Source organism: Ramlibacter henchirensis (assembly GCF_004682015.1).
Taxonomy (GTDB): Bacteria; Pseudomonadota; Gammaproteobacteria; order Burkholderiales; family Burkholderiaceae_C; genus Ramlibacter; species Ramlibacter henchirensis.
The window spans coordinates 25,855-45,949 of record NZ_SMLM01000002.1 but is presented as its reverse complement, the minus strand read 5'-3'; the positions used below and the strand labels follow the sequence as shown (position 1 = coordinate 45,949).

Annotated in this window: 15 protein-coding genes; 5 read left to right on the top strand and 10 right to left on the bottom strand. The window is 69.5% G+C overall.

Features of this window, described 5'->3' with window-relative positions; translation table 11 throughout:
• Positions 1-33: 33 nt before the first annotated feature.
• The 4 genes from EZ313_RS12890 to EZ313_RS12875 all read right to left on the bottom strand — a co-directional run bounded on the left by EZ313_RS12890 (position 34) and on the right by EZ313_RS12875 (position 3,905).
• The gene (locus EZ313_RS12890) at positions 34-993 is read right to left on the bottom strand and encodes a dioxygenase family protein (protein WP_135263703.1); all 960 of its coding nucleotides are present in this window, start codon (positions 991-993) and stop codon (positions 34-36) included.
• 4 nt (positions 994-997) lie between these two features.
• Complete coding sequence (locus EZ313_RS12885; protein ID WP_135263702.1) at positions 998-1,771, bottom strand: SDR family NAD(P)-dependent oxidoreductase; 774 nt, start codon at positions 1,769-1,771, stop codon at positions 998-1,000.
• Complete coding sequence (locus tag EZ313_RS12880; protein ID WP_135263701.1) at positions 1,768-3,054, bottom strand: Rieske 2Fe-2S domain-containing protein; 1,287 nt, start codon at positions 3,052-3,054, stop codon at positions 1,768-1,770. The genes EZ313_RS12885 and EZ313_RS12880 overlap by 4 nt, the downstream gene beginning before the upstream one ends.
• Positions 3,055-3,116: 62 nt before the next feature.
• Positions 3,117-3,905 (bottom strand): IclR family transcriptional regulator, encoded by a 789-nt coding sequence (locus EZ313_RS12875; protein WP_135263700.1) that lies wholly within the window; start codon positions 3,903-3,905, stop codon positions 3,117-3,119.
• A gap of 135 nt (positions 3,906-4,040) precedes the next feature.
• Between EZ313_RS12875 and EZ313_RS12870 the strand changes: the two genes are divergently transcribed.
• On the top strand, positions 4,041-5,027 hold the full coding sequence (locus tag EZ313_RS12870) for a Bug family tripartite tricarboxylate transporter substrate binding protein (protein ID WP_167772576.1): 987 nt from the start codon (positions 4,041-4,043) through the stop codon (positions 5,025-5,027).
• Between the two features lie 28 nt (positions 5,028-5,055).
• On the opposite strand, the gene EZ313_RS12865 is transcribed toward EZ313_RS12870, so the two are convergent.
• From EZ313_RS12865 to EZ313_RS12840, 6 genes are all read right to left on the bottom strand, one after another.
• Positions 5,056-7,227 carry an amylo-alpha-1,6-glucosidase gene (locus EZ313_RS12865; RefSeq protein WP_135263698.1) on the bottom strand — a complete coding sequence of 724 codons (2,172 nt, stop codon included), beginning with the start codon at positions 7,225-7,227 and terminating at the stop codon, positions 5,056-5,058.
• Positions 7,228-7,240: 13 nt separating this feature from the next.
• The gene (locus EZ313_RS12860) at positions 7,241-8,278 is read right to left on the bottom strand and encodes a glycosyltransferase family 4 protein (RefSeq protein ID WP_135263697.1); all 1,038 of its coding nucleotides are present in this window, start codon (positions 8,276-8,278) and stop codon (positions 7,241-7,243) included.
• 199 nt (positions 8,279-8,477) lie between these two features.
• Positions 8,478-10,151: a hypothetical protein gene (locus EZ313_RS12855; protein WP_205960390.1), complete on the bottom strand. Its 1,674-nt coding sequence runs from the start codon at positions 10,149-10,151 to the stop codon at positions 8,478-8,480.
• A gap of 149 nt (positions 10,152-10,300) precedes the next feature.
• Positions 10,301-11,482: a helix-turn-helix transcriptional regulator gene (locus tag EZ313_RS12850; protein WP_135263695.1), complete on the bottom strand. Its 1,182-nt coding sequence runs from the start codon at positions 11,480-11,482 to the stop codon at positions 10,301-10,303.
• A 174-nt stretch (positions 11,483-11,656) separates the two neighbouring features.
• The gene (locus EZ313_RS12845; RefSeq protein WP_135263694.1) at positions 11,657-12,769 is read right to left on the bottom strand and encodes a mechanosensitive ion channel family protein; all 1,113 of its coding nucleotides are present in this window, start codon (positions 12,767-12,769) and stop codon (positions 11,657-11,659) included.
• A gap of 166 nt (positions 12,770-12,935) precedes the next feature.
• Complete coding sequence (locus EZ313_RS12840) at positions 12,936-14,414, bottom strand: NAD-dependent succinate-semialdehyde dehydrogenase (protein WP_135263693.1); 1,479 nt, start codon at positions 14,412-14,414, stop codon at positions 12,936-12,938.
• An 87-nt stretch (positions 14,415-14,501) separates the two neighbouring features.
• Between EZ313_RS12840 and EZ313_RS12835 the strand changes: the two genes are divergently transcribed.
• The 4 genes from EZ313_RS12835 (at position 14,502) to EZ313_RS23765 (ending at position 20,090) form a co-directional block, all read left to right on the top strand.
• Complete coding sequence (locus EZ313_RS12835) at positions 14,502-15,725, top strand: MFS transporter (protein WP_240788642.1); 1,224 nt, start codon at positions 14,502-14,504, stop codon at positions 15,723-15,725.
• Between the two features lie 118 nt (positions 15,726-15,843).
• Positions 15,844-18,519, top strand: a complete 2,676-nt coding sequence (alaS, locus tag EZ313_RS12830; RefSeq protein ID WP_135263692.1) for an alanine--tRNA ligase — start codon at positions 15,844-15,846, stop codon at positions 18,517-18,519.
• Entirely contained in the window at positions 18,498-19,007 is a 510-nt protein-coding gene (locus EZ313_RS12825) for a TlpA family protein disulfide reductase (RefSeq protein WP_135263691.1), read from the top strand. Before alaS ends, EZ313_RS12825 begins: the two co-directional genes overlap by 22 nt.
• Positions 19,008-19,526: 519 nt before the next feature.
• Positions 19,527-20,090, top strand: a complete 564-nt coding sequence (locus EZ313_RS23765; RefSeq protein ID WP_338106311.1) for a transglutaminase-like domain-containing protein — start codon at positions 19,527-19,529, stop codon at positions 20,088-20,090.
• The last annotated feature ends 5 nt before the right edge of the window (positions 20,091-20,095 follow it).

Sequence of the window (20,095 nt, the reverse complement as noted above, 5' to 3'; positions counted from 1 at the left end):
CCGGTCGGCCGCTTCTGGTGCTCTTGATGGCGATCACTTCGCTGTCGTCTCCCCGGTCCTCTCCAGCACCACCAGCGGCGGCCGCTCGCCCTGCGCCTTGCCCGTGATCGGCGGCGGGGGCAGGGCGTCGTCGCCCGGCTGGATGACGAACCTGTGCTCCAGCGTGTACCAGCGGCCCTGCACGTCCGGTGCGGGCGCGGGCTCGTTCTCGTGCGCCACGTAGCGGCCGACCAGCGCCTGCGTGACGCCGAACTGGACGTCGGTCTCCAGGTGGGGGTCGTCGCTCGAATACAGCTGCGAGAACTGCGTCTTGTAGCCGGGCTTGCGCACCATGAAGTGGATGTGCGCGGGCCGCATGTTGTGGCGTCCCTGGGCCTTGATCAGCGCACCGACCGGGCCGGTGACCGGGATGGGGTAGCCCGACGGCTTGACGGTGCGGAACGAGATCGCGCCCTGCGCGTCGGTGGTGAACTTGCCGCGCAGGTTCATGTCGGCCTGCTGCGGGTCCTGGTTCTCGTAATAGCCCTCGCCCGAGGCCTGCCAGATGTCGACCTCGGCCTCGGGCACCGGCTTGCCGGACCCATCGACCACCCAGGCCTTCACGAACACGGGATCGCCCGGCGTCGGCGAGCGCACGATGGAGCCGCCGTTCGGCGTGGGCGGCGAGCCCATGCGCCAGAAGGGGCCCATCAGGTTGGCCGTGGTCTTCCCCCGGCCGCCCTCGCCGTTGTTGAGCAGGCAGACGAGCGCCGAAATGCCGAGCGAGCCCGCGGCCAGCACCACCTCGTTGTGCGAGGGCGTGGTGAGCTGGCCGGCCTTCGCGACCAGGCCGCAGATCTGCCGGAACTCGGGCTCGGTGAGTTCCGTCTCGCGCACGAAGTCGTGCAGGTGCCGCACCGCCGAGGCCAGGATGCGGCGCAGGCGCGGGTCGGGCGTGCGCTCCACCTCCGCGAGCACCGCGCGGGTCACGTCGGCCTGGTTCCGGATGATCATGGCGTCACTTGATGTGCAGCCCGCCGTCCACCACCAGCGTGGTGCCGGTGATGAAGGACGCTTCGTCCGAGGCCAGCCACAGGATGGGATACGCGATCTCGCGAGGATCGGCCCAACGGCCGAGCAGCGACGTTTCCTGCCGCTGCGTCCTGAGTTCTTCCACGCTCTTGCCCGCCTTGACCGTGCGGTTCACGTGGAAGTCGGTGAGCGTGGAGCCGGGACACACCACGTTCGCGCGGACGCCGTGGCCCACTTCCTCGAAGGCCAGCGTGCGCGTCATGGCGATCATCGCGGCCTTGGTGGCGTCGTACAGCGCCATGCCCTTGCGGCTCTTGACGGCGTAGCAGGAGGAGACGTTGACGATGGCCCCCTTGCCCGATTGCCGCAGCAAGGGCAGGGCGGCGCGGCAGAAGTTCGCGTTGCCCACCATGTTCACGCCGACGACGGCGTGCCATTCCTCGGGCGTGGCGTCCGCGAACGAAGCGTAGTTGCGCATCGCCGCGTTGTTCACCAGGACGTCGAGTCCGCCGGAAGCCTGGCAAAGCTCGACGGCCCTGGTGGCGGTCGCCGGGTCGGCCACGTCGCCGGCCAGCACGCGCACGCCCGCGCCGGGCGTTTTGTCGCGCACGGCGGCCGCGGTGCGTTCCAGCGCGGCCGAGTCCATGTCGACCAGCACGACGCGCGCACCCTCCTCGCAGAAGAGCGCGGCCGCGGCGGCCCCGATGCCGGCGCCGCCTCCCGTCAGGAGCGCCACCTTGCCGGCCAGGCGCTGGCTCATAGCGAATACACCGGCTGGTTCTCGCCGTAGACGAGGTGTTCCCTGGCCCACTCCTGCGGCTTCTGGTCGCGCGGCAGCAGCACGCCGGCGGCGCGCACGTGCTGCGCCCGCGGCTCCAGGCCCGGCGGCTCGGCCCCCTGCTGCAGGCCGACGGTGGCCTCGTACAGCATGCGGCGGGCCATCACGATGGCGCGGTCGGACGGCAGCAGCTTCTCGGCCTCGTGGTCCTGGATCGAGCCCATGCTCTCCTGCAGCGATGCGTCCTGCGCGGCGAAGCCGAACACGCCGCTGAAGGAGCGCCGCTCCTTCTGCGCCTTGCGGTCGATGAGGTAGTCGTTGTCCTTGTTCGCCTTGGGCCGCCACGTTCCGCCCGGCACGTTGGTGCCCGGCTCGTACTCGCAGTGCACGCCCTTGCCTTCCTCGAGGTGCCTGCGCTCCTCGGCCGAGAGGGGCTTGTCCGGGTGGAAGTTGATGCTCCAGGCCCAGCAATTGTGGTCGTCGATCGGCACCCACACATGGCCGCCGAGGGCGTGGTCGCCGAAGGGCGGGATCAGGTTGTACCAGGGGAAGATCCACTGGGTGACGCGCCAGTAGAACGAGTCGGGCTCGCCATTGCGTCGCCCGAACAGCGTCAGGCCGCCTTTGTGGCGCTCGACCTCGAAGGTGACGTTGCCGTCCTTCTTGATGTACTCGTTGGCCTTGGTGCCCTGGTGGAACGGGTCGTCGTCCACCTCGAACTTGTGCACGAACGACACGTGGCTGGTGTCGATGCCGCCTTCCATGGCCTGCAGGAAGTTGCACTCCTGCAGGCGCTTGGAGACGAACACATGGCTCTCGGGAAGGTTGGCCCATTCCACGCCGGGCGGGTCGGGCTGCTTGTCGGGCGGGCCCATGTAGGCCCACACCATGCCGGCGCGCTCGATGCACGGATAGCCGGTGATGTGGAACTTTGCGCACATCTGCGGCGCCTGCGGGATGTCGACGCACTTGCCGTGGATGTCGAACTTCAGCCCGTGGTAGCTGCAGCGGATGCCGTTGTCCTCGTTGCGCCCGAAATAGAGCGACGCGCCGCGGTGCGAGCAGAACTCGCTGATCAGGCCGGGGCGTCCTTCGCTGTCGCGGAATGCGAGCAGCTTCTCTCCGAGGATCTGCACCCGCACCTGCGCGCCATCAGGTTCGGCGATCTCGCTGGAAAGGAGGATGGGGACCCAGAAGCGGCGCAGCAGGTCGCCGGTGGGCGTGCCGGGGCCGGTGCGCACCAGCGTCTTCATCATGTCGTTCATGGCGGATTTATTGTCCGTTGTGCGGTTATCTTGTCCATTGTATGGACGTGCGTCGGAGAGGGTCAAGCGCGGCGGCCGCCGCCCAAAGTCTCGGAAAGACGGGCGGCCAGCCCGCGCAGGTAGTGCCCGAACTCGTGGATCCGCGCCTCGGTGAGGCGCACGTCCGGCCCGAACACGCCCAGCGATCCGGCCACGCCACCCGTGCTGTCGAAGAAGGGCGCGGCCACGGCGTACGCGCCCTGGATGAGTTCGTTGTGGCCCATGGCGTAGCCACGCTCGCGCGTCAGTTCGAGCTGCTCGCGCAGCCAGCCGAAGTCGGTCGAGGTCCCCGCGGCGTAGGCCTCCAGCTGCCCCGGCGCGAGGGGCGTGAACGCGAGGATCGCGCGGCCGCTGGCGCCACGCACCAGGCGCTCGCTGTAGCCGACCCCGCGCCGGAAGCTCAGCGGTTGCGCGCTCTGCATCTCGGCGACGCACAGCCGCATGTCGCCGCGCGGCACGAACAGCGCGACGGTCTCGTTGGTGAAGGACCAGGCTTCCAGCATCACCGGCCGCGCGACCTCGGTCAGGTCCAGGCTGGCGCTCCAGACATGGGCCAGGCGTGCCACGGCGGGCCCGAGGCGGAACCGCTGCGGCTCGCCGGACGAGGCGACGAAGCCTTTCTTCTCGAGGGTGTGCAGCAGCCGGTACAGCGTGGGCCGGCTCAGGCCCACGCGCTTGAGCAGGTCGGACACGAGCAACTCGTTCTCGCCCGGCGAGAAGGCCGCCAGCACGTCCAGGGCGCGCTCGACTGCCCGGACGCCCTCCGCCTTGTCCTGCAGCGCAGGGGATTTCTCTTCGGTGTCCTGTTCCATGAAAGTTCTAGGTAGTCGGCGCGGCCGCACCGGATTGACACAGGCCACAGCGTGCCGAAAATGGAAACAGTTGTCCACTACATGGACAAGCTTGGCCGCCCGGTTTCGGGGGCGGCACAACTTACAGGAAACACCATGCTCAAACGCGCTTTTCTGCGCCGCCTGCTGGCGGGCACCGCGGCGGCCGCCTGTGCGGCAGTCGCAGCGCCCTCTGCCTTCGCCCAGGAGTGGCCCGCCAAGCCGATCCGGATCCTCGTCAGCTTCGCACCCGGCGGCCTGACCGACCTGATCGCACGCGCCCTCCAGCCTCGGTTGCAGGAGGCGGCCGGTCAGCCGGTCGTGATCGAGAACCGGCCCGGCGCCGGCGGCACGGTCGCCGAGGGCCTGCTGGCCAAGTCGGCCCCGGATGGCCACACGCTGCTGCTCAGCGCCGACAGCGTGCCGGCCAACCCGCACCTGGTGCCCAACCTCGGCTACGACGCTTTCAAGGACCTCACGCCGGTCGGGATGCTGGCGCGCATCCCGCTGGTGATGGTGGTCAACAACGACGTGCCGGCGAATTCGCTCAAGGACTTCGTGAGCCACGCCAAGGCCAGCACGGGCAAGATCAGCTACGCGAGCCCCGGCATCGGCACCAGCAACCACCTCTACTTCGAGGTGTTCAAGGACCTGGCCGGCATCGAGATGCCGCACGTCGCCTACAAGGGCGGCGGCCCGGCCATGACCGACCTGATCGGCGGCCACGTTCAGGTGATGCTGATCTCCGCGACCCTCGCGGCGCCGCAGGTCGCGGGCGGCAAGATCAAGGCGCTGGCCGTCACGAGCGACAAGCGCTCGGCGGCGATGCCCAACGTGCCCACCTTCGCCGAAGCGGGCTTCCCCCAATTCAAGCCGCAGCAGTGGACCGGCCTTTTCGTGCCGGCCGGCACGCCACCCGCGGTGGTCTCGCGCATCGCCACCGAATTCGGCAAGGTGATGAAGGCGCCCGACGTGCTCGCGCGGCTGAATGAGCTCAACGCCGAACCCGTGATGAGCTCGCAGTCGGAGTTCGCGGGCATGCTGCGGCGCGAGCACGAGGTGCTCGGCAAGCTGATCAAGCAGCGGAACATCAAGGCCCAGTGAGCGCGGCCGGCAGCGGGGAAGTGGGCGCCTAGGCCACCACCCGCACATTCACCCCGGCATCCTTTCTCAGCACCTCCACGCCCACGCTGCGCTCATGCCGCGTGAGCAGGAGGTCGCAACTCGCACCGGGCAGGCCGAGCCGCTCGATGCGCAGCCAGTCGATGAAGCCGGGCAGGCGCGGCGTGCGCAGGCAGACGTCCTTGGTCTCGCCCTCGAACGACAGCCCCAGGCAGGCCTGCAGCACGGCGAAGGGCGCGGCCGCGGCCCAGGCTTGCGGTGAGCACGCCACCGGGTACAGCGTCGGCCCGGCGTCGTGGCGGCGCGGGAAACCGCAGAACAACTCGGGCAGGCGGTGCAGGTCGAAGTGCAGGCTCGATTCGAACATCGCGGCCAGCAGGCGCATCGCGTCCTCGGTCCGCCCATAGCGCGCGAGCCCCATGGCGGCGATGGCGTTGTCGTGCGGCCAGATCGATCCGTTGTGGTACGACATCGGGTTGTAGCGGGCCTCGCCCTCGGCGACGGTGCGCACGCCCCAGCCGCTGAAGAACGCAGGGCCGAGCAGCGCGTCGGCGATGCGCTGGGCGTGGTCGTCCGCCGCGATGCCGCTCCACAGGCAATGCCCGACGTTGGAGGCCAGCACTTCGCAGCGGCGCTTGTCGCCGTCCAGCGCCAGCGCGTAGCTGCCGCGCTCCGGCGACCAGAACGCGGACTGGAACCGCACCCGCAGGTTCTCCGCCTCCTGGGCCAGTCGCAGCGCGAGCACCTCGTCGCCGAAAGCCCTGGCCATCTGCGACATCGCCAGCTTGCCCTGGTAGACGTAGCCCTGCACCTCGCACAGCGCGATCGGCGCCTCGGCAGAGCGGCCGTCGCGATGGAACACCGAATCGTGCGAGTCCTTCCAGCCCTGCTGCGTCAGGCCGTCGGCGCTCTTGCGCGCGTACTCGACGAAGCCGTCGCCGTCCGCATCGCCATGGCCGTCGATCCAGCCGAGCGCCGCCATCAGGTTGGGCCACAGCCGCTGCACGGTGGCGGCGTCGGCGGTGCGCTGCCAGTACGCGCCGGCCAGCACCAGGAACAGCGGCGTCGCGTCCACCGTGCCGTAGTAGCGGCCGAACGGGATCTCGCGCGTGCGCGCCATCTCGCTGGATCGCGCCTCGTGCAGGATCTTGCCGGGCTCGGCGTCGCGCGCCGCGTCGGAAGCCGTGGCCTGCGTGTCGGCCAGGAACTCCAGCACGCCGCGCGCCAGCGATGGGTCCAGCCACAGGTATTCCAGCGCGGTGAGGATGCCGTCGCGGCCGAAGGTGGTGGAGTACCAGGGCACGCCGGCGAACGGATAGGGGCCGGTGCGCAGCCGCGTGGTGAGCATCGCCAGGTCCGACACCGAGCGGTCCAGCCACAGGTTGGCCAGCGGGTTGGACGTGCGCAGGTGGCACGAGGCTTCCACGAGCTCGCGGCGGGCCGCGTTGTTGGCGCGGAAGGCGGTGAGATAGTCGACCAGCGCAGGGGGAGGATCGCCCTCGCGTTCGCAGGCGACGGTGAAGTAGAAGTGGCGCTCCTCCCCGGGGTCCAGCCGCACGTCGAAGCGCGCGCGGTGCGGCTCCAGTGCGTGCGGCGGCGGATCGAAGCGCAGGCGGGTGCGGCGCTGCGCGGCATCGAGGCCGCGGTAGGGCAGGGTGACCGTGTCGGCCGTCAGCTGCGGCGGCAGGCGTTCGCCGTGGCGCTGCCGCTGCATGCCGCGAACCTCGAACAGGTCGACGAAGTCCGCGTCGAAAGCGAGTTCGATGCGCACGTGCGCCGGCCGGCTGCCGTGGTGGCTCACGCGCAGGTGCTCGTAGCACGCGCCCTGCCACAGCAGCTTGGCGCGGAACAGGTGCAGCTCGCCCTTGGGCAGCACGACCTCCCCGCGTTCGGCCAGGTCCGGGTTCATCAGGTCGATGGCCAGCAGGCTGTTGGCCTCCTGCACCGACGAGCCCAGGTACAGCGGGCGCGCGCCGTTGATCGTGAGTTCCTGGTACGAGAGGTAGCGCGTGTCCTCGTGGTACAGGCCCTCCTGGCAGGGCGCGAGCGCCGAGATGTCGCCGAGGCGATCGAACATCGCGAAGGAGTGGTCGCGCTTGATGGTCTGCGGCTGCTCGTCGGGGCGCGCGAACGTCGCCAGCACGTACCACTTGTCGCCGACCTGGATCTTCTTCTCGGTCATCCGGTTCCTCGCCTCAGGCGGCCAGCCGCGAAGCGCACAGCCGCCGGTACAGCTTCGCGTACGCGTCCGCCATCACCGGCGCGGCGAAGCGGCGCTCGAACTGCTCGCGGCAGGCGCGCCGGTCGATGCGGTGCACGTTGCGCGCCGCCTCGATCGCCTGCCGCTGGTCGTGCACGATGAAGCCGGTGATGCCGTCGTCCAGCAGCTCCGGCACCGAGCCGTGGCCGTACGCGATGACCGGCGTGCCGCAGGCCAGCGCCTCGATGATCACCAGGCCGAAAGGTTCGGGCCAGTCGATCGGCGCCAGCAGGGCGCGTGCGTTGCCGATGAAGGTGTTCTTCTCGCGATCGCCGATCTCGCCGATGAACGTGACGAGCGGGTGGTCCAGCATCGGCTCGATCTCCCTTTCCCAGTAGGCGCGGTCGGCGTCGTCGACCTTGGCCGCGATGCGCAGCGGCGTGTCGCACGCCACCGCGATCTCGATGGCGCGGTCGCAGCGCTTCTCGGGCGAGATGCGGCCCACGAACGCGAAGTAGTCCTGCGCCTGTGGATGGAAGTCGTACAGGTCCAGCGGCAGCCCATGGTGCACGGTCCCCAGCCAGTTGGCGCCGGGCAGCGGCGCGCGCTGGGCCCACGAGATCGACACCAGCGGATGCTGCCGGAACTGGCGGAACAGCGGCTGCAGGTCCGGCAGGTCCAGCCGTCCGTGCAGCGTGGTCAGGCTCGGCTTTTCGCAGCGCACGGCGAAGGGCAGGTGCAGCACGTCCATGTGGAAGTGGATGACGTCGAAATTGCGGGACAGCTCGCGCACGCGGTCGACCATCAGCGTGTGCCAGATCACCGGGTCGGGCTTGCCACGGTGCAGCCTCAGCGCGCGGTCGATCACCGGCACGAGCCGCGCGCGTGTGCGGGAGTCGCCGCTGGCGAACAGCGTGACCTCATGGCCGAGGTCGATCAGCGCTTCGGTCAGGTAGTGCACGACACGCTCGGTTCCGCCATACGCGCGCGGCGGGACGCTTTCGTAGAGCGGGGCGACCTGGGCGATCTTCATGGGATGTTGGCGCCGCCACCTCCGCAGGGGCTGCATCCAAAGTAGCAACGCATCCGGCAGCGCGGTGTAGGAGCAGGTCGCGCGCGCCGCAGAGCAGGCGCGGGGACTCTCCACGCATGCGTGGCCCAGCCGCTTGCGCCCGGATACAAGAAAAATGGCCCCGCCGAAGCGGGGCCTTTTCTCGTCGAGCAGGCCGGTGTCAGGGACGACCGAGGCTCGCGGCGTACAGGTGCGGCTCGCCCTCGCCGTTGAAGGTCACCGTCACGCCGAGGCCGCCCAGCTGGATCTGGTGCTGCACGGCCAACGTGGAGGGACCGATCCTCGTGCGCACGCCGGGAAGAGGGTCGTTCAGGCTCAACGTGTCCACCCGGCTGTCGGAGGCGCGGGTGCGCTGCACCGTGTTGCCGGAGACGCTGTTGACCGTGCTCGAGTCAGCCGCGGAGGATGGCGCCAGCCCGGCGGAGGTGGGCAGCATCGCGAAGTCCCAGTACTTCGATACGGCGCCAACCGCCGGGGCGACCCACGGCGAGGGTTTGTGCATGATGAAGTGGGTGCGCATGCTGCCGGTCGTGCCCGTGCCGGACGCGTTGGTCGAGCCGAACGCAAAGAAGTTGCCGTTCGGGGCGCGATAGCCGTACATCACGCCGGGCGTATCGCCGTAGGCCAGCGCAGCGCCACCGTCGGACGTCGCGCTGATCGAAGGCAGCACATTGTCCTGCTCGCATGTGGCGGAGAGGGCGCCGGTGTCCTCGTTCCGGTAGCCGCATTCCACGCCCGCGCCCGTGGCGGCGAAGGTGAACTTGCCCAGGAAATGCACCGGGTTGTCGTCTTCCCGAATGCCGCTCTCGACGTAGTTCCACTCCCCCGTGAACGCGGAAAGCGGGTGCGCCTGCACCGGAACGAGGTAAGCGATGGTTCCGTCGTCCTGCAGCGCGCCGACGCCGCTGGGGCCGAAACCGATCCGGGTCGCCGTGGGCCCCGAGCCGATGCTGAACTCGCACGGCTGGGCGCTCGGCGTGAAGGGGATTTCGTCCGCGCCGTCGATCACCACGTTGCGGCCGAAGTCGATCTGCACTTCCTGCACGAGGCCGGTGTACTCGATGACCCGGTACTTGCCGCTGAGGGCGGTGGGGCAGGTGGCCGAGCCGCCCGCGTTCACGCCGGCCATCACGTCAGCCAGGGTGAGCGGGGCGGTCGTCGTGCCGGAGGTGACGGCCGTGCTGGCGATCTGCGTCACGACCAGCGGCAACGATTGCAGCGGCACCTTGGCCTTGAGGGCCTCGAGCGCGTCGTCGTAAGCATTGCCCGCGGTGGTGGCAGTCGCCGGGACGAGGTCCGACTTGAACGGGTCGGCGGCCAGGTCGATGCCGGTGGCGTCCTTCAGTGCCGCAAGCACCGTCGTGGTGGCGGCCTGCAGTTGCGCCGCCGTGACCGTGGTGCCGGAGCCGAAGCTCTCGAAGAAGCTGGTGGGCACCGTGCCGGCCAGCTGCGCCAGGATCATTTCCGTCAGCGGCGTCACGTTCGCCGTCGCAGTGGTCGTGCTGCCGCTGGCGGTGCCCGCCTCGGCCAGGGAGTGCAACGTCACTTCCGCGCCGTCCGCCGTGCCGGTCACCTTCACCAGGCAGGGCAGCGCCCCGTTCACCACCGCCACCGTGTAGGCGCCGGAAGCGTTGGTGGTCGCCGTGCCGGTGCCGGACGCGCACTTCACGTCGACGGAGCTGTTCGCCAGGGCCAGGCCGGTGGCTGCCACCCCGGACAGCTGCACACCCGGTTGCGCGGAATCGCCGCCACCGCCACCGCCGCCGCCGCAAGCCGCGACCATCGCCGCGACCGAGACGGCCATCAACGTCAAACCTAGTGCTTTCAACCTCATCTTCGTCCTCGGTTAGTTCGAACTGCCTGCTTCGCTTGTAGCTGCAGGTTGCCAGGGTTACGAAGCGTGTCGCAACGCCAGGGCGCGAGGATGGTCGAAAGCGGGCGCCGCATCCATTCCCCGTTTGGGGTAACTGCGGCGCGGATCCGTCAGTCCTGCACGGCGTTGTGCGGCAGGTGCAGCAGCAGGCGCACCAGTTCCGGCTGCCGGTTGGTGGAGGTCTTCTGGTAGATCGAGCGCAGCTGCTTGCGCACGGTTTCGTGCTGCGTGCCCTGCGCGTCGGCGATCTGCTTGAGCGAGAGTCCTTCGGCCAGCATCGTCGCGATGCGGCATTCGGCGGGCGTGAGGCCGAACACGGCGTACAGCAGGCCGGAGTCGATCGGCGGCGCCGACGACGGGTGGTAGAAGAGAAGCATCACCACCGGCCGCAGGCCGAAGGTGCCCATCACGCTTCCGGGCAGCAGCAGGCTGTAGAAGGCGTAGAGCGCATCGCCCGCGCGCGGCCCCTCGGTGATGCGCAGCGAGCGGAACTGGGAACCCGAAGCCTCGTGCGTGCCTCCCGATTCAGCAGACCCGGCCTGGGCCGTCTTGAACGCCTGTTCCAGCGTCGCGCAGCCTTCCAGCAGCTGCTGCAGGTGCGGCGAGGGCAGGCGCAAGCGGCCGTCTTCCACCGCCACGAGCTTCGTGGACCGCAAGAGGTCGCGCGCGGCCTCGTTGCTGTGCATGACGTGCCCGCCCGACGTCATCAGGATCACCGGCTGCCGCAGCTTGTTCACCAGCATGTGGCCCACCAGCGCCTGGCTGGAATAGACGAAGTTCTGCAGGCCGATGCGGCATGCGCGCTGCAGGTGCGGCATCAGCCGGTCCACGAAGCGCACGGCCTCGGCTGTCAGCGGCCCCTGCGACTGGCCGCTGAGGGTGGCCAGAATGATGGTGGCGTCGGGCGTGTCGACCAGCTTGGTGGCGCTCATGTAGCGCCGGTCGTAGGGCAGCAGGAACTCCTGGTAGAAGGGATGGCGCGCCACCACCGACTCGTCCAGGATCTCGTGGCAGTGGGTCCACTCCGCGGGCGCGCGCTCCAGGATCACGGGCAGCCGCGGGTCCAGCGTGCGGTAGTGCTGCATGTACGCCAGTTCGCCCTGCACCGGCAGGTTGGCGCCGTCGCTGTACGACAAGGTGCCGTGGCGCTTGTCCAGGGCCAGCATGTGGACCGACTTCACGCCGATCGCCGGCTGCAGTTCCTCGTAGAAGCGCCGCCAGCGGTCGGGGTGCTCCACGGCCTCGTAGACGAGATCGATCAGCCGCTGGAAAGAGGCATCGGAAAGGTCCATCGCATTCTTGCTTCTTGTTCTGGGCGAGGGGCTCGCACCGTCGCAGCCAGTGTAGCGTCGCTTGGCATGCTGACCGGCGGCTTCCGTTCTGCTTCCTGGAACGGTGCGAATGGAAACGGCGCCAGCGGCGCCGTTGTCTCGGGTGGATGCGGCCTGCGCGGGCCGCGCTCGCGGTCAGCTTTCGGAAGGATGCCGCGGCGAAGAAGGCGTGGGGTACATCTGGTCGCGGCCTTCCTGCGCGCCGGCGCCCGAGCCGCCGCGCGGGCCGTCGTCCGTCGGGTACTGCGGGCCGCTGGCGCTGGATCGCCCGCCACCCGAAGACGGATAGTTGCCGCCTGCGGAGCCGCCGCCGCTGGAGCCGCCGCCGTAGCCACCGCTCGAACCACCGGTCGAACCGCCGCCGTAGCCGCCACCACCGGTCGAGCCGCCGCCGGAGGAGCCGCCGCCCTGGTAGCCACCGCCGCTGCCGCCCTGGAGGGTGCTGGCGGCACCCGCGGCCTGGCTGCGCGCAATCTCCCCGCCGGCCTCGGCCGCGTGCGCGAGCTTCGGAGCGTTCTCCTGGGCCTTGCCGTACCACTTGCTCACGATCTGGCCGGCGGTCTCACGGCCGCCCAGGCCGAAGGCGAGGCCGAGGCCCAGCGCGATGGCGCCGACGAAGGCCATGAACAGGGTGTTCACGAGTGCAGTCGCGATGCCGATCTGGTTGACGGCCACCACGATCGCGAAGGACCACACCAGCGCCGAGGCCACCTTGGCCAGCAGGTTGGCGTTGGAGAGGCCCGCTTCACCGGCGGCGCCGCGCACCAGGTTGCTCAGCGCACGGGCGGCCAGGCCGCCGATCACCAGCACCACCAGCGCCACGATCACGTTGGGCAGCCACAGCAGGAGCTCACGAAGCACTTCCGACACGGCGGGCAGGCCCAGCGCATCGAATGCCACCACGGCCGCGATCAGGCGGATGAACCACTTGGCGACCAGGCCGATCATCCCGGCCGGGTCCATCGCCTGCGATCTCTGCCCACCATGGGCGCCCGCTGTCTCCGCCTGCGGGCCCGAGTTCATCTTGCTCACGAAACCCGCGAAGCCCGACTTGGCCGCGAGGTCGTTGAAGCGCACGGCGCGCAGCAGCGCCGCGACCCCCTTCTCGACCAGCGACGAAAGCAGCCAGCCGACGATGAGGATGATGGCGAAGCCGATGATCTTCGGTATCGCCGACAGGAACATGGCCAGGGCAGCTCCCAGCGACGTCATCATCGCGGTGCTCCAATCTGAGATGGCGGTGGGCATGGGAAGACTCCGGAGTTCAAACGATGCGGAGCAATTTCTCCCGGCCCGGAAACGGCCAAGGTCGGCGCAGGACAGCGACCGGTGTAGGAGGCCGCTTCATCAGGCGAACGGCTGAGAAGGCCCGTTCCCGGCTGTTGTGCCCCGATGAGTCAGCGAGCGCGGCTCATCACTTGAGCACGTCGCCCAGGCACAGGTACTTGATCTCCAGGTACTCGTCCATGCCGTGGTGCGAGCCTTCGCGGCCCAGCCCCGACTGCTTGACGCCGCCGAAAGGCACGTGTTCGGTCGCGATGATGCCGACATTGATGCCGACCATGCCGTACTCCAGCGCTTCGCTCACGCGGAAGATGCGTCCCACATCGCGGCTGTAGAAGTAGCTGGCCAGGCCGAACTCGGTGTTGTTCGCCGCATCGATCGCTTCCTGCTCGGTCGTGAAACGGAAGACCGGCGCCAGCGGGCCGAACGTTTCCTCCTTCGCGCAGAGCATGTCGCCCTTGGCTTCGGAGATCACCGTCGGCTGGAAGAACTGGCCCTGCAGCTTCGCGCCGCCCACCACGACCTTGCCGCCCTTGGCCTTCGCGTCTTCCACGTGGCGCTGCACCTTGTCCAGCGCGGCCGGCTCGATCAGCGGCCCCTGCACCACGCCATCCTCGAAGCCGTTGCCGACCTTCATGCCCTTGACCTTCGCGGAGAACTTCTCGACGAAGGCGTCGTACACGCCGTCCTGCACATAGATCCGGTTGGCGCACACGCAGGTCTGGCCGGCGTTGCGGTACTTGCTGGCGATGGCGCCTTCGACGGCCGAGTCGATGTCGGCGTCGTCGAACACGATGAAGGGCGCGTTGCCGCCCAGCTCCAGGCTCAGCTTCTTGATGGTGGGCGCGCTCTGGGCCATCAGGATGCGGCCGACTTCGGTCGAGCCGGTGAAGCTGATGTGCCGCACCGTGTCGCTGGCGCAGAACACCTTGCCGACTGCGATGCTGTTGGGGCCATCGGCCGTCAGCACGTTGAGAACGCCCGGCGGGATGCCGGCGCGCACGGCCAGCTCGGCGGCGGCCAGCGCGGTCAGCGGCGTCAGCTCGGCCGGCTTGATGACCACGGGGCAGCCGGCCGCGAGCGCCGGCGCGACCTTGCGCGTGATCATGGCCAGCGGGAAGTTCCACGGCGTGATGGCCGCGCACACGCCGATCGGCTGGCGGATCACCATCAGGCGGCGGTTGTTGTCGAACTGCGGCAGCGTCTCGCCGTTGACGCGCTTGGCTTCCTCGGCGAACCACTCGACGAAGCTGGCGCCATAGGCCACCTCGCCCTTCGCTTCGGGGAAGGGCTTGCCCTGCTCGGCGGTCATGAGCCGGCCCAGGTCTTCCTGGTTCGCCATCAGCAGGTCGAACCATCTGCGCAGCAGGATGCTGCGCTCCTTGCCCGTCTTCAAGCGCCACGCGGGCCAGGCGGCGTTGGCCGCGGCGATCGCCTGCTCGGCCTCCTTCGGACCGAGGTTGGCGACGTCGGCCAGCTTCTGCCCGGTGGCCGGGTCGTGCACGTCGAAGCGGGCGGGGCCCTTGAGCCATTCGCCGTCGATGAGGGCGTCCGTCTTGAGCAGCGTGGCGTCGTTCAGCAGGGCGAGGGGGGAGGTCTTCATGTCCATGTCGTTGTCTCCGGCTGCAGCAGGAAGGCGGCAATGGTAGTCCGGCATCAGCCTCCACCTAGACTGGCGGTCACCCAAGGAGCTTGCATGAGCCGCTTGACCGCGCTGCGCCCCGTCTTCCCGATCCTGATCGGGGCGTCGCTGATGCTGAGCCTGGCCATGGGCCTGCGGCAAAGCCTGGGCATCTTCATGCCGAACCTGACGCGCGACGTCGGCATCCAGGTCGCGGACTTCACGCTCGCCATCGCCGTGCAGAACCTCGCGTGGGGGTTCCTGCAACCTTTCGCCGGCGTGCTGGCCGTCCGCGTGGGCTACCGGCCGCTGATGATCGCCGGCGGCGTGGTGTACCTGGGCGGGCTCGTGCTGCTTGCCGGGGCCAACGGGCTGCTGCCGGTCGTCGTGGGCGCCGGCCTGGCGATCGGCCTGGCGATGTCCTGCACCGGGCCGGCCCTGGCGATGGCGGTGGCCGCCCGCGCCGTGCCGCCCGCCGTGCGCAGCACCGTGCTGGGCATCGTCTCGGCGGCGGGTTCGCTGGGCGCGATGATCGCCGCGCCCGTGGGCCAGTTGCTGATGCAGGCGCAGGGCTGGCGCATCGGCCTGGCCGGGTTCGCCGTCATGGCGCTGGTGATGCTGCCGGCGGCCTGGATGGCGAGCAAGGGCGATGCGGCGCCGCCCGCGCCCGCGGCGGCTTCGGACGCAAGCGCCGGGGCCGCGCTTCGCGACGCGTTCCGCAGCCTGCCCTTCGTCGTCATGGCCATCGCGTATTTCGTCTGCGGCATGCAGCTGATCTTCCTGACCACGCACCTGCCGGCCTACCTGGAGATCTGCGGCATGGACCCGATGCTCAGCGCGCAGGCGCTGGGCTGCATCGGCGCATTCAACGTGCTGGGCAGCCTGTTCTTCGGCTGGGCCGGCGGGCGCTGGAACAAGCTGCTGCTGCTCGGGCTGATCTACACGCTGCGCTCCCTCACCCTGGTCTGGTACTTCATGGCGCTGCCGACGCCGGCGGGCACGCTGGTGTTCGCCTCGGTCATGGGCTTCCTGTGGCTGGGCGTCAGCCCGCTGGTGGCCGGCTGGATCGTCGAGCGCTTCGGCCTGAAGTGGCAGGCGCTGCTGGTCGGCGTGGCGTTCGTCAGCCACCAGTTCGGCAGCTTCGTGGGGGCGTACGGCGGCGGCCTGCTGTACGACGCGCTGGGCAATTACACGCTGGCCTGGCGGATCGGGGTGGCGGTGGGGCTCGCGGCGGGCATCACGCAGATGCTGTTCGCCTTCTCGCGCAGCGCGCGGCCGCCGGCGCCCGCGCCGGCCTGACGCGGCCCTGTCCAAGGGCGGGAGAAGGCTCGAAACCTATAATCCCGAGCTTCGCCCGCGCGCGTGCGCGGGCCCCTTTCCGCTCCGGGTGAAGCGCCCGCAGCCCACCCCGACCGCCATGCCTTCCTCCAAGCCGCCCGCCACCGTCGCCGAAATCCGCAAGACCTTCCTGGACTTCTTCGCCAGCAAGGGCCACACGGTGGTCGAGTCCAGCCCGCTCGTGCCGGGCAACGACCCGACGCTGATGTTCACCAACTCCGGGATGGTGCAGTTCAAGGACGTGTTCCTCGGCACCGACAAGCGGCCGTATGTGCGCGCGGCTTCGGTGCAGGCGTGCCTGCGCGCCGGCGGCAAGCACAACGACCTGGAGAACGTGGGCTACACGGCGCGGCACCACACCTTCTTCGAGATGCTGGGCAACTGGAGCTTCGGCGACTACTTCAAGCGCGAATCGCTCAAGTGGGGCTGGGAGCTGCTGACCGAGGTCTACAAGCTGCCCAAGGACAGGCTCTGGGCCACGGTGTACCAGGAGGACGACGAGGCTTACGACATCTGGACCCGGGAGATCGGCCTGCCCGCCGAGCGCGTCGTGCGCATCGGAGACAACAAGGGCGCCCGCTACGCGAGCGACAACTTCTGGATGATGGCCGACACCGGCCCCTGCGGTCCCTGTTCGGAGATCTTCTACGACCACGGCCCTGGCATCGCAGGCGGCCCGCCCGGATCGCCTGACGCGGACGGCGACCGCTACATCGAGATCTGGAACCACGTGTTCATGCAGTTCGACATGCAGCCGGACGGCAGCGTGAAGAAGCTGCCCGCGCCCTGCGTGGACACCGGCATGGGCCTGGAGCGCCTGGCCGCCGTGCTGCAGCACGTGCACAGCAACTACGAGATCGACCTGTTCGACGCGCTGATCAAGGCCGCGGCGCGCGAGACCGGCATCAAGGACCTCGAGAACCCGTCGCTGCGCGTGATCGCCGACCACGTCCGCGCCACCGCGTTCCTGGTGAGCGACGGCGTGATCCCCAGCAACGAAGGCCGCGGCTACGTGCAGCGGCGCATCGTGCGACGTGGCATCCGCCACGGCTACAAGCTGGGCCGCAAGACGCCGTTCTTCCACAAGCTGGTGCCCGACCTGGTGAGGCTGATGGGCGAGGCGTATCCGCGGCTGAAGGCGGAGGAGAAGCGCATCACCGAGGTGCTCAAGGCCGAGGAGGAGCGCTTCTTCGAGACACTGGAAACCGGGATGGAGATCCTCGAGGCGTCGATCGGCAACGGCAACGGCAGGCCAGACACGCCGCCCCTGCCGGGCCACGATGCTTCCGCGACGGTCCTGCCCGGCGAGGTCGCGTTCAAGCTGCACGACACCTACGGCTTCCCGCTGGACCTGACGCAGGACGTCTGCCGCGAGCGCGGCGTGACGGTGGACGTGGCCGGCTTCGACGCCGCCATGGACAAGCAGAAGGCCGCGGGCCGCGCGGCCGGCAAGTTCAAGATGGACCGCGTGCTCGAGTACACCGGCTCCGGCCATCCGTTCACCGGCTACGAGAAGCTGGAGGAGCCGGCGCAGGTCGTCGCCCTCTACAAGGACGGCACGCCGGTGCAGCAGCTCTCCGAAGGCGAGCAGGGCGTCGTCGTGCTGGACACCACGCCGTTCTATGCCGAGAGCGGCGGCCAGGTGGGCGACTGCGGCGTGCTCACGGCCGAGGGCGTGCAGTTCGGTGTCGAGGACACGCAGAAGATCAAGGCCGACGTGTACGGCCACCACGGCGCGGTGGCGCAGGGGCGGTTGAAGGTCGGCGACAAGGTGATGGCGAAAGTGGACACGGTCCGCCGCCAGGCCACCATGCGCAACCACAGCGTCACGCACCTGATGCACAAGGCGCTGCGCGAAGTGCTCGGCACCCACGTGCAGCAGAAGGGCTCGCTGGTCGACGCCGACAAGACGCGCTTCGACTTCACCCACAACCAGCCCGTCACCGAGGACCAGGTCCGCGAGATCGAGCGGCGCGTGAACCAGGAGATCCTGGAGAACCGGCCCACGCAGGCCCGCGTGATGGACATCGATTCGGCCAAGGCCACCGGCGCCGTGATGCTCTTCGGCGAGAAGTACGGCGACTCGGTGCGGGTGCTGGACATCGGCTCCAGCCGCGAGCTGTGCGGCGGCACGCACGTGCAGCGCACCGGCGACATCGGCCTGTTCAAGATCGTCAGCGAAGGCGGCGTGGCCGCGGGCATCCGCCGTGTCGAAGCGGTGACGGGTGCGAATGCGCTCGCCTACCTGCAGCAGGTCGAGTCGACCGTGCAGAGCGCCGCGGCCGCGCTCAAGGCGCCCGTCCCCGAGCTGCAGGCGCGCATCGGCCAGGTGCTCGACCAGGTGCGCTCGCTCGAGAAGGAAGTGGCGCAGCTCAAGGGCAAGCTGGCGTCGTCGCAAGGCGACGAGCTGGCCAGCCAGGCCGTGGACGTCAAGGGCATGAAGGTGCTGGCCGCCACGCTGAACGGCGCGGACGCCAAGACGCTGCGCGACACCATGGACAAGCTCAAGGACAAGCTCAAGACGGCGGCGATCGTGCTGGCGGCGGTCGACGGCGGCAAGGTGCAGCTCGCGGCCGGCGTGACGGCCGACCGCATGGGCCAGGTCAAGGCCGGCGACCTGGTGAACTTCGTGGCGCAGCAGGTCGGCGGCAAGGGCGGCGGCAAGCCGGACCTGGCCATGGCCGGCGGCACCGACGCGAGCAAGCTGCCGACGGCGCTGAAGTCGGTGCAGCAATGGGTGGCGGACCGGGCGTGATCCGGCGCCGCGTGCTGTTCGGCGCGGCGGCAGCCCTCGCGCTGCCGGCGGTTCGCGCCGCGGAGATCGAGAGGTCGCCCGGGGCGCTGCCGCCGTTCCAGGCTCCCACGCTCGACGCCGTGAAGCTCCCTGTGCCCACGCCGGGGCGCGCCACCATCGTCAACTTCTGGGCCACCTGGTGCCCGCCCTGCCGCGCCGAGATGCCGCTGCTGCTGCAGCTCACCGAGCTCTATGGCGACAAGCTGTCGCTGCTGCTGGTGAACTACAAGGAGCGTCCTGCCACCGTGCAGCGCTACATGAAGGCGGCGGGCTGGGCCCGGCCGGTGCTGTTCGACGCGATGGGCGAGGGCGCCGCGGCATGGGGGGTCAAGACGTTCCCGACCACGTTCGGTTTCGATGAGAAGGGCCGCGCGAAGTGGCGCGTGCGTGGTGAATACGACTGGAGCAGCGCGCCCGCCGGCAAGCTGGTCGAAGGACTCTGGCAATGAACAACCGTCGCGAATTCGTTCTCACCGCCGCCGCTGCGGCCATTGCTCCTCTTCCAGCGCTTGCGCAGGAGCGCCGCTTCGCGCCGCAGCCCGCGGGCTGGCGCAGCTTCGAGCTGGTCACGCGCGTCGAGCCGGCGCTCGCCCAGGGCGCCACGCAGGTCTGGCTGCCGGTGCCCTCGGTCGACACGGACTGGCAGCGTTCGCTGGAAAGCCGCATCAGCAGCAACGGCCGGGCCGAGCGAGTGGCCGACGGCGTGGACGGCGCGCGCATCCTGCGCGTGTCGTTCGACGCATCGACCACCCAGCCTTTCGTGGAGCTCACCACCCGCGTGCAGACGCGCGACCGGGCGGTGGACTGGTCGTCCCGCGCCCCGGCGCGCGAAGACGCGGCCACGCTGGCGCACGCTCTGCGCGCGACCTCGCTGATTCCCACGGACGGCATCGTGCGCGACACCGCGCGCCAGGCCATCGGCGATGCGCGCACCGACGCCGACAAGGTGCGCCCTCTACGACTGGGTCGTGAGCAACTCCTGGCGCGAACCCACCGTGCGCGGCTGCGGCGAAGGCGACATCAGGACGATGCTGGAGACCGGCAACCTGGGCGGCAAGTGCGCGGACATCAACGCGTTGTTCGTCGGACTGTGCCGCGCCGTTGGCGTGCCGGCGCGCGACGTCTACGGCCTGCGGCTCGCGCCCTCGGCCTTCGGCTACCGCGAACTCGGCAGCAATCCGGCCAGCCTCAAGGGCGCGCAGCACTGCCGCGCCGAGGTGTACCTGCACGCGCACGGCTGGGTGGCGACGGACCCGGCCGACGTCGCCAAGGTGATGCGGCAGGAAACGCGCGAGTGGATCAAGACCGTGCAGCATCCGGTCGTCGCGCCGGTGTACCGGGGCCTCTACGGCGGCTGGGAAGGCAACTGGGTCGCGTACAACACCGCGCACGACGTCGCGCTGCCCGGTTCCCGTCACGGCCGGCTCGGATTCCTGATGTACCCGGTGGCCGAAGACGCGCAGGGCCGCTTCGACTCGTATGCGCCGGATGATTTCCGCTACCAGATCTCGGCGCGGGAACTGAAGGCCTGACAGCG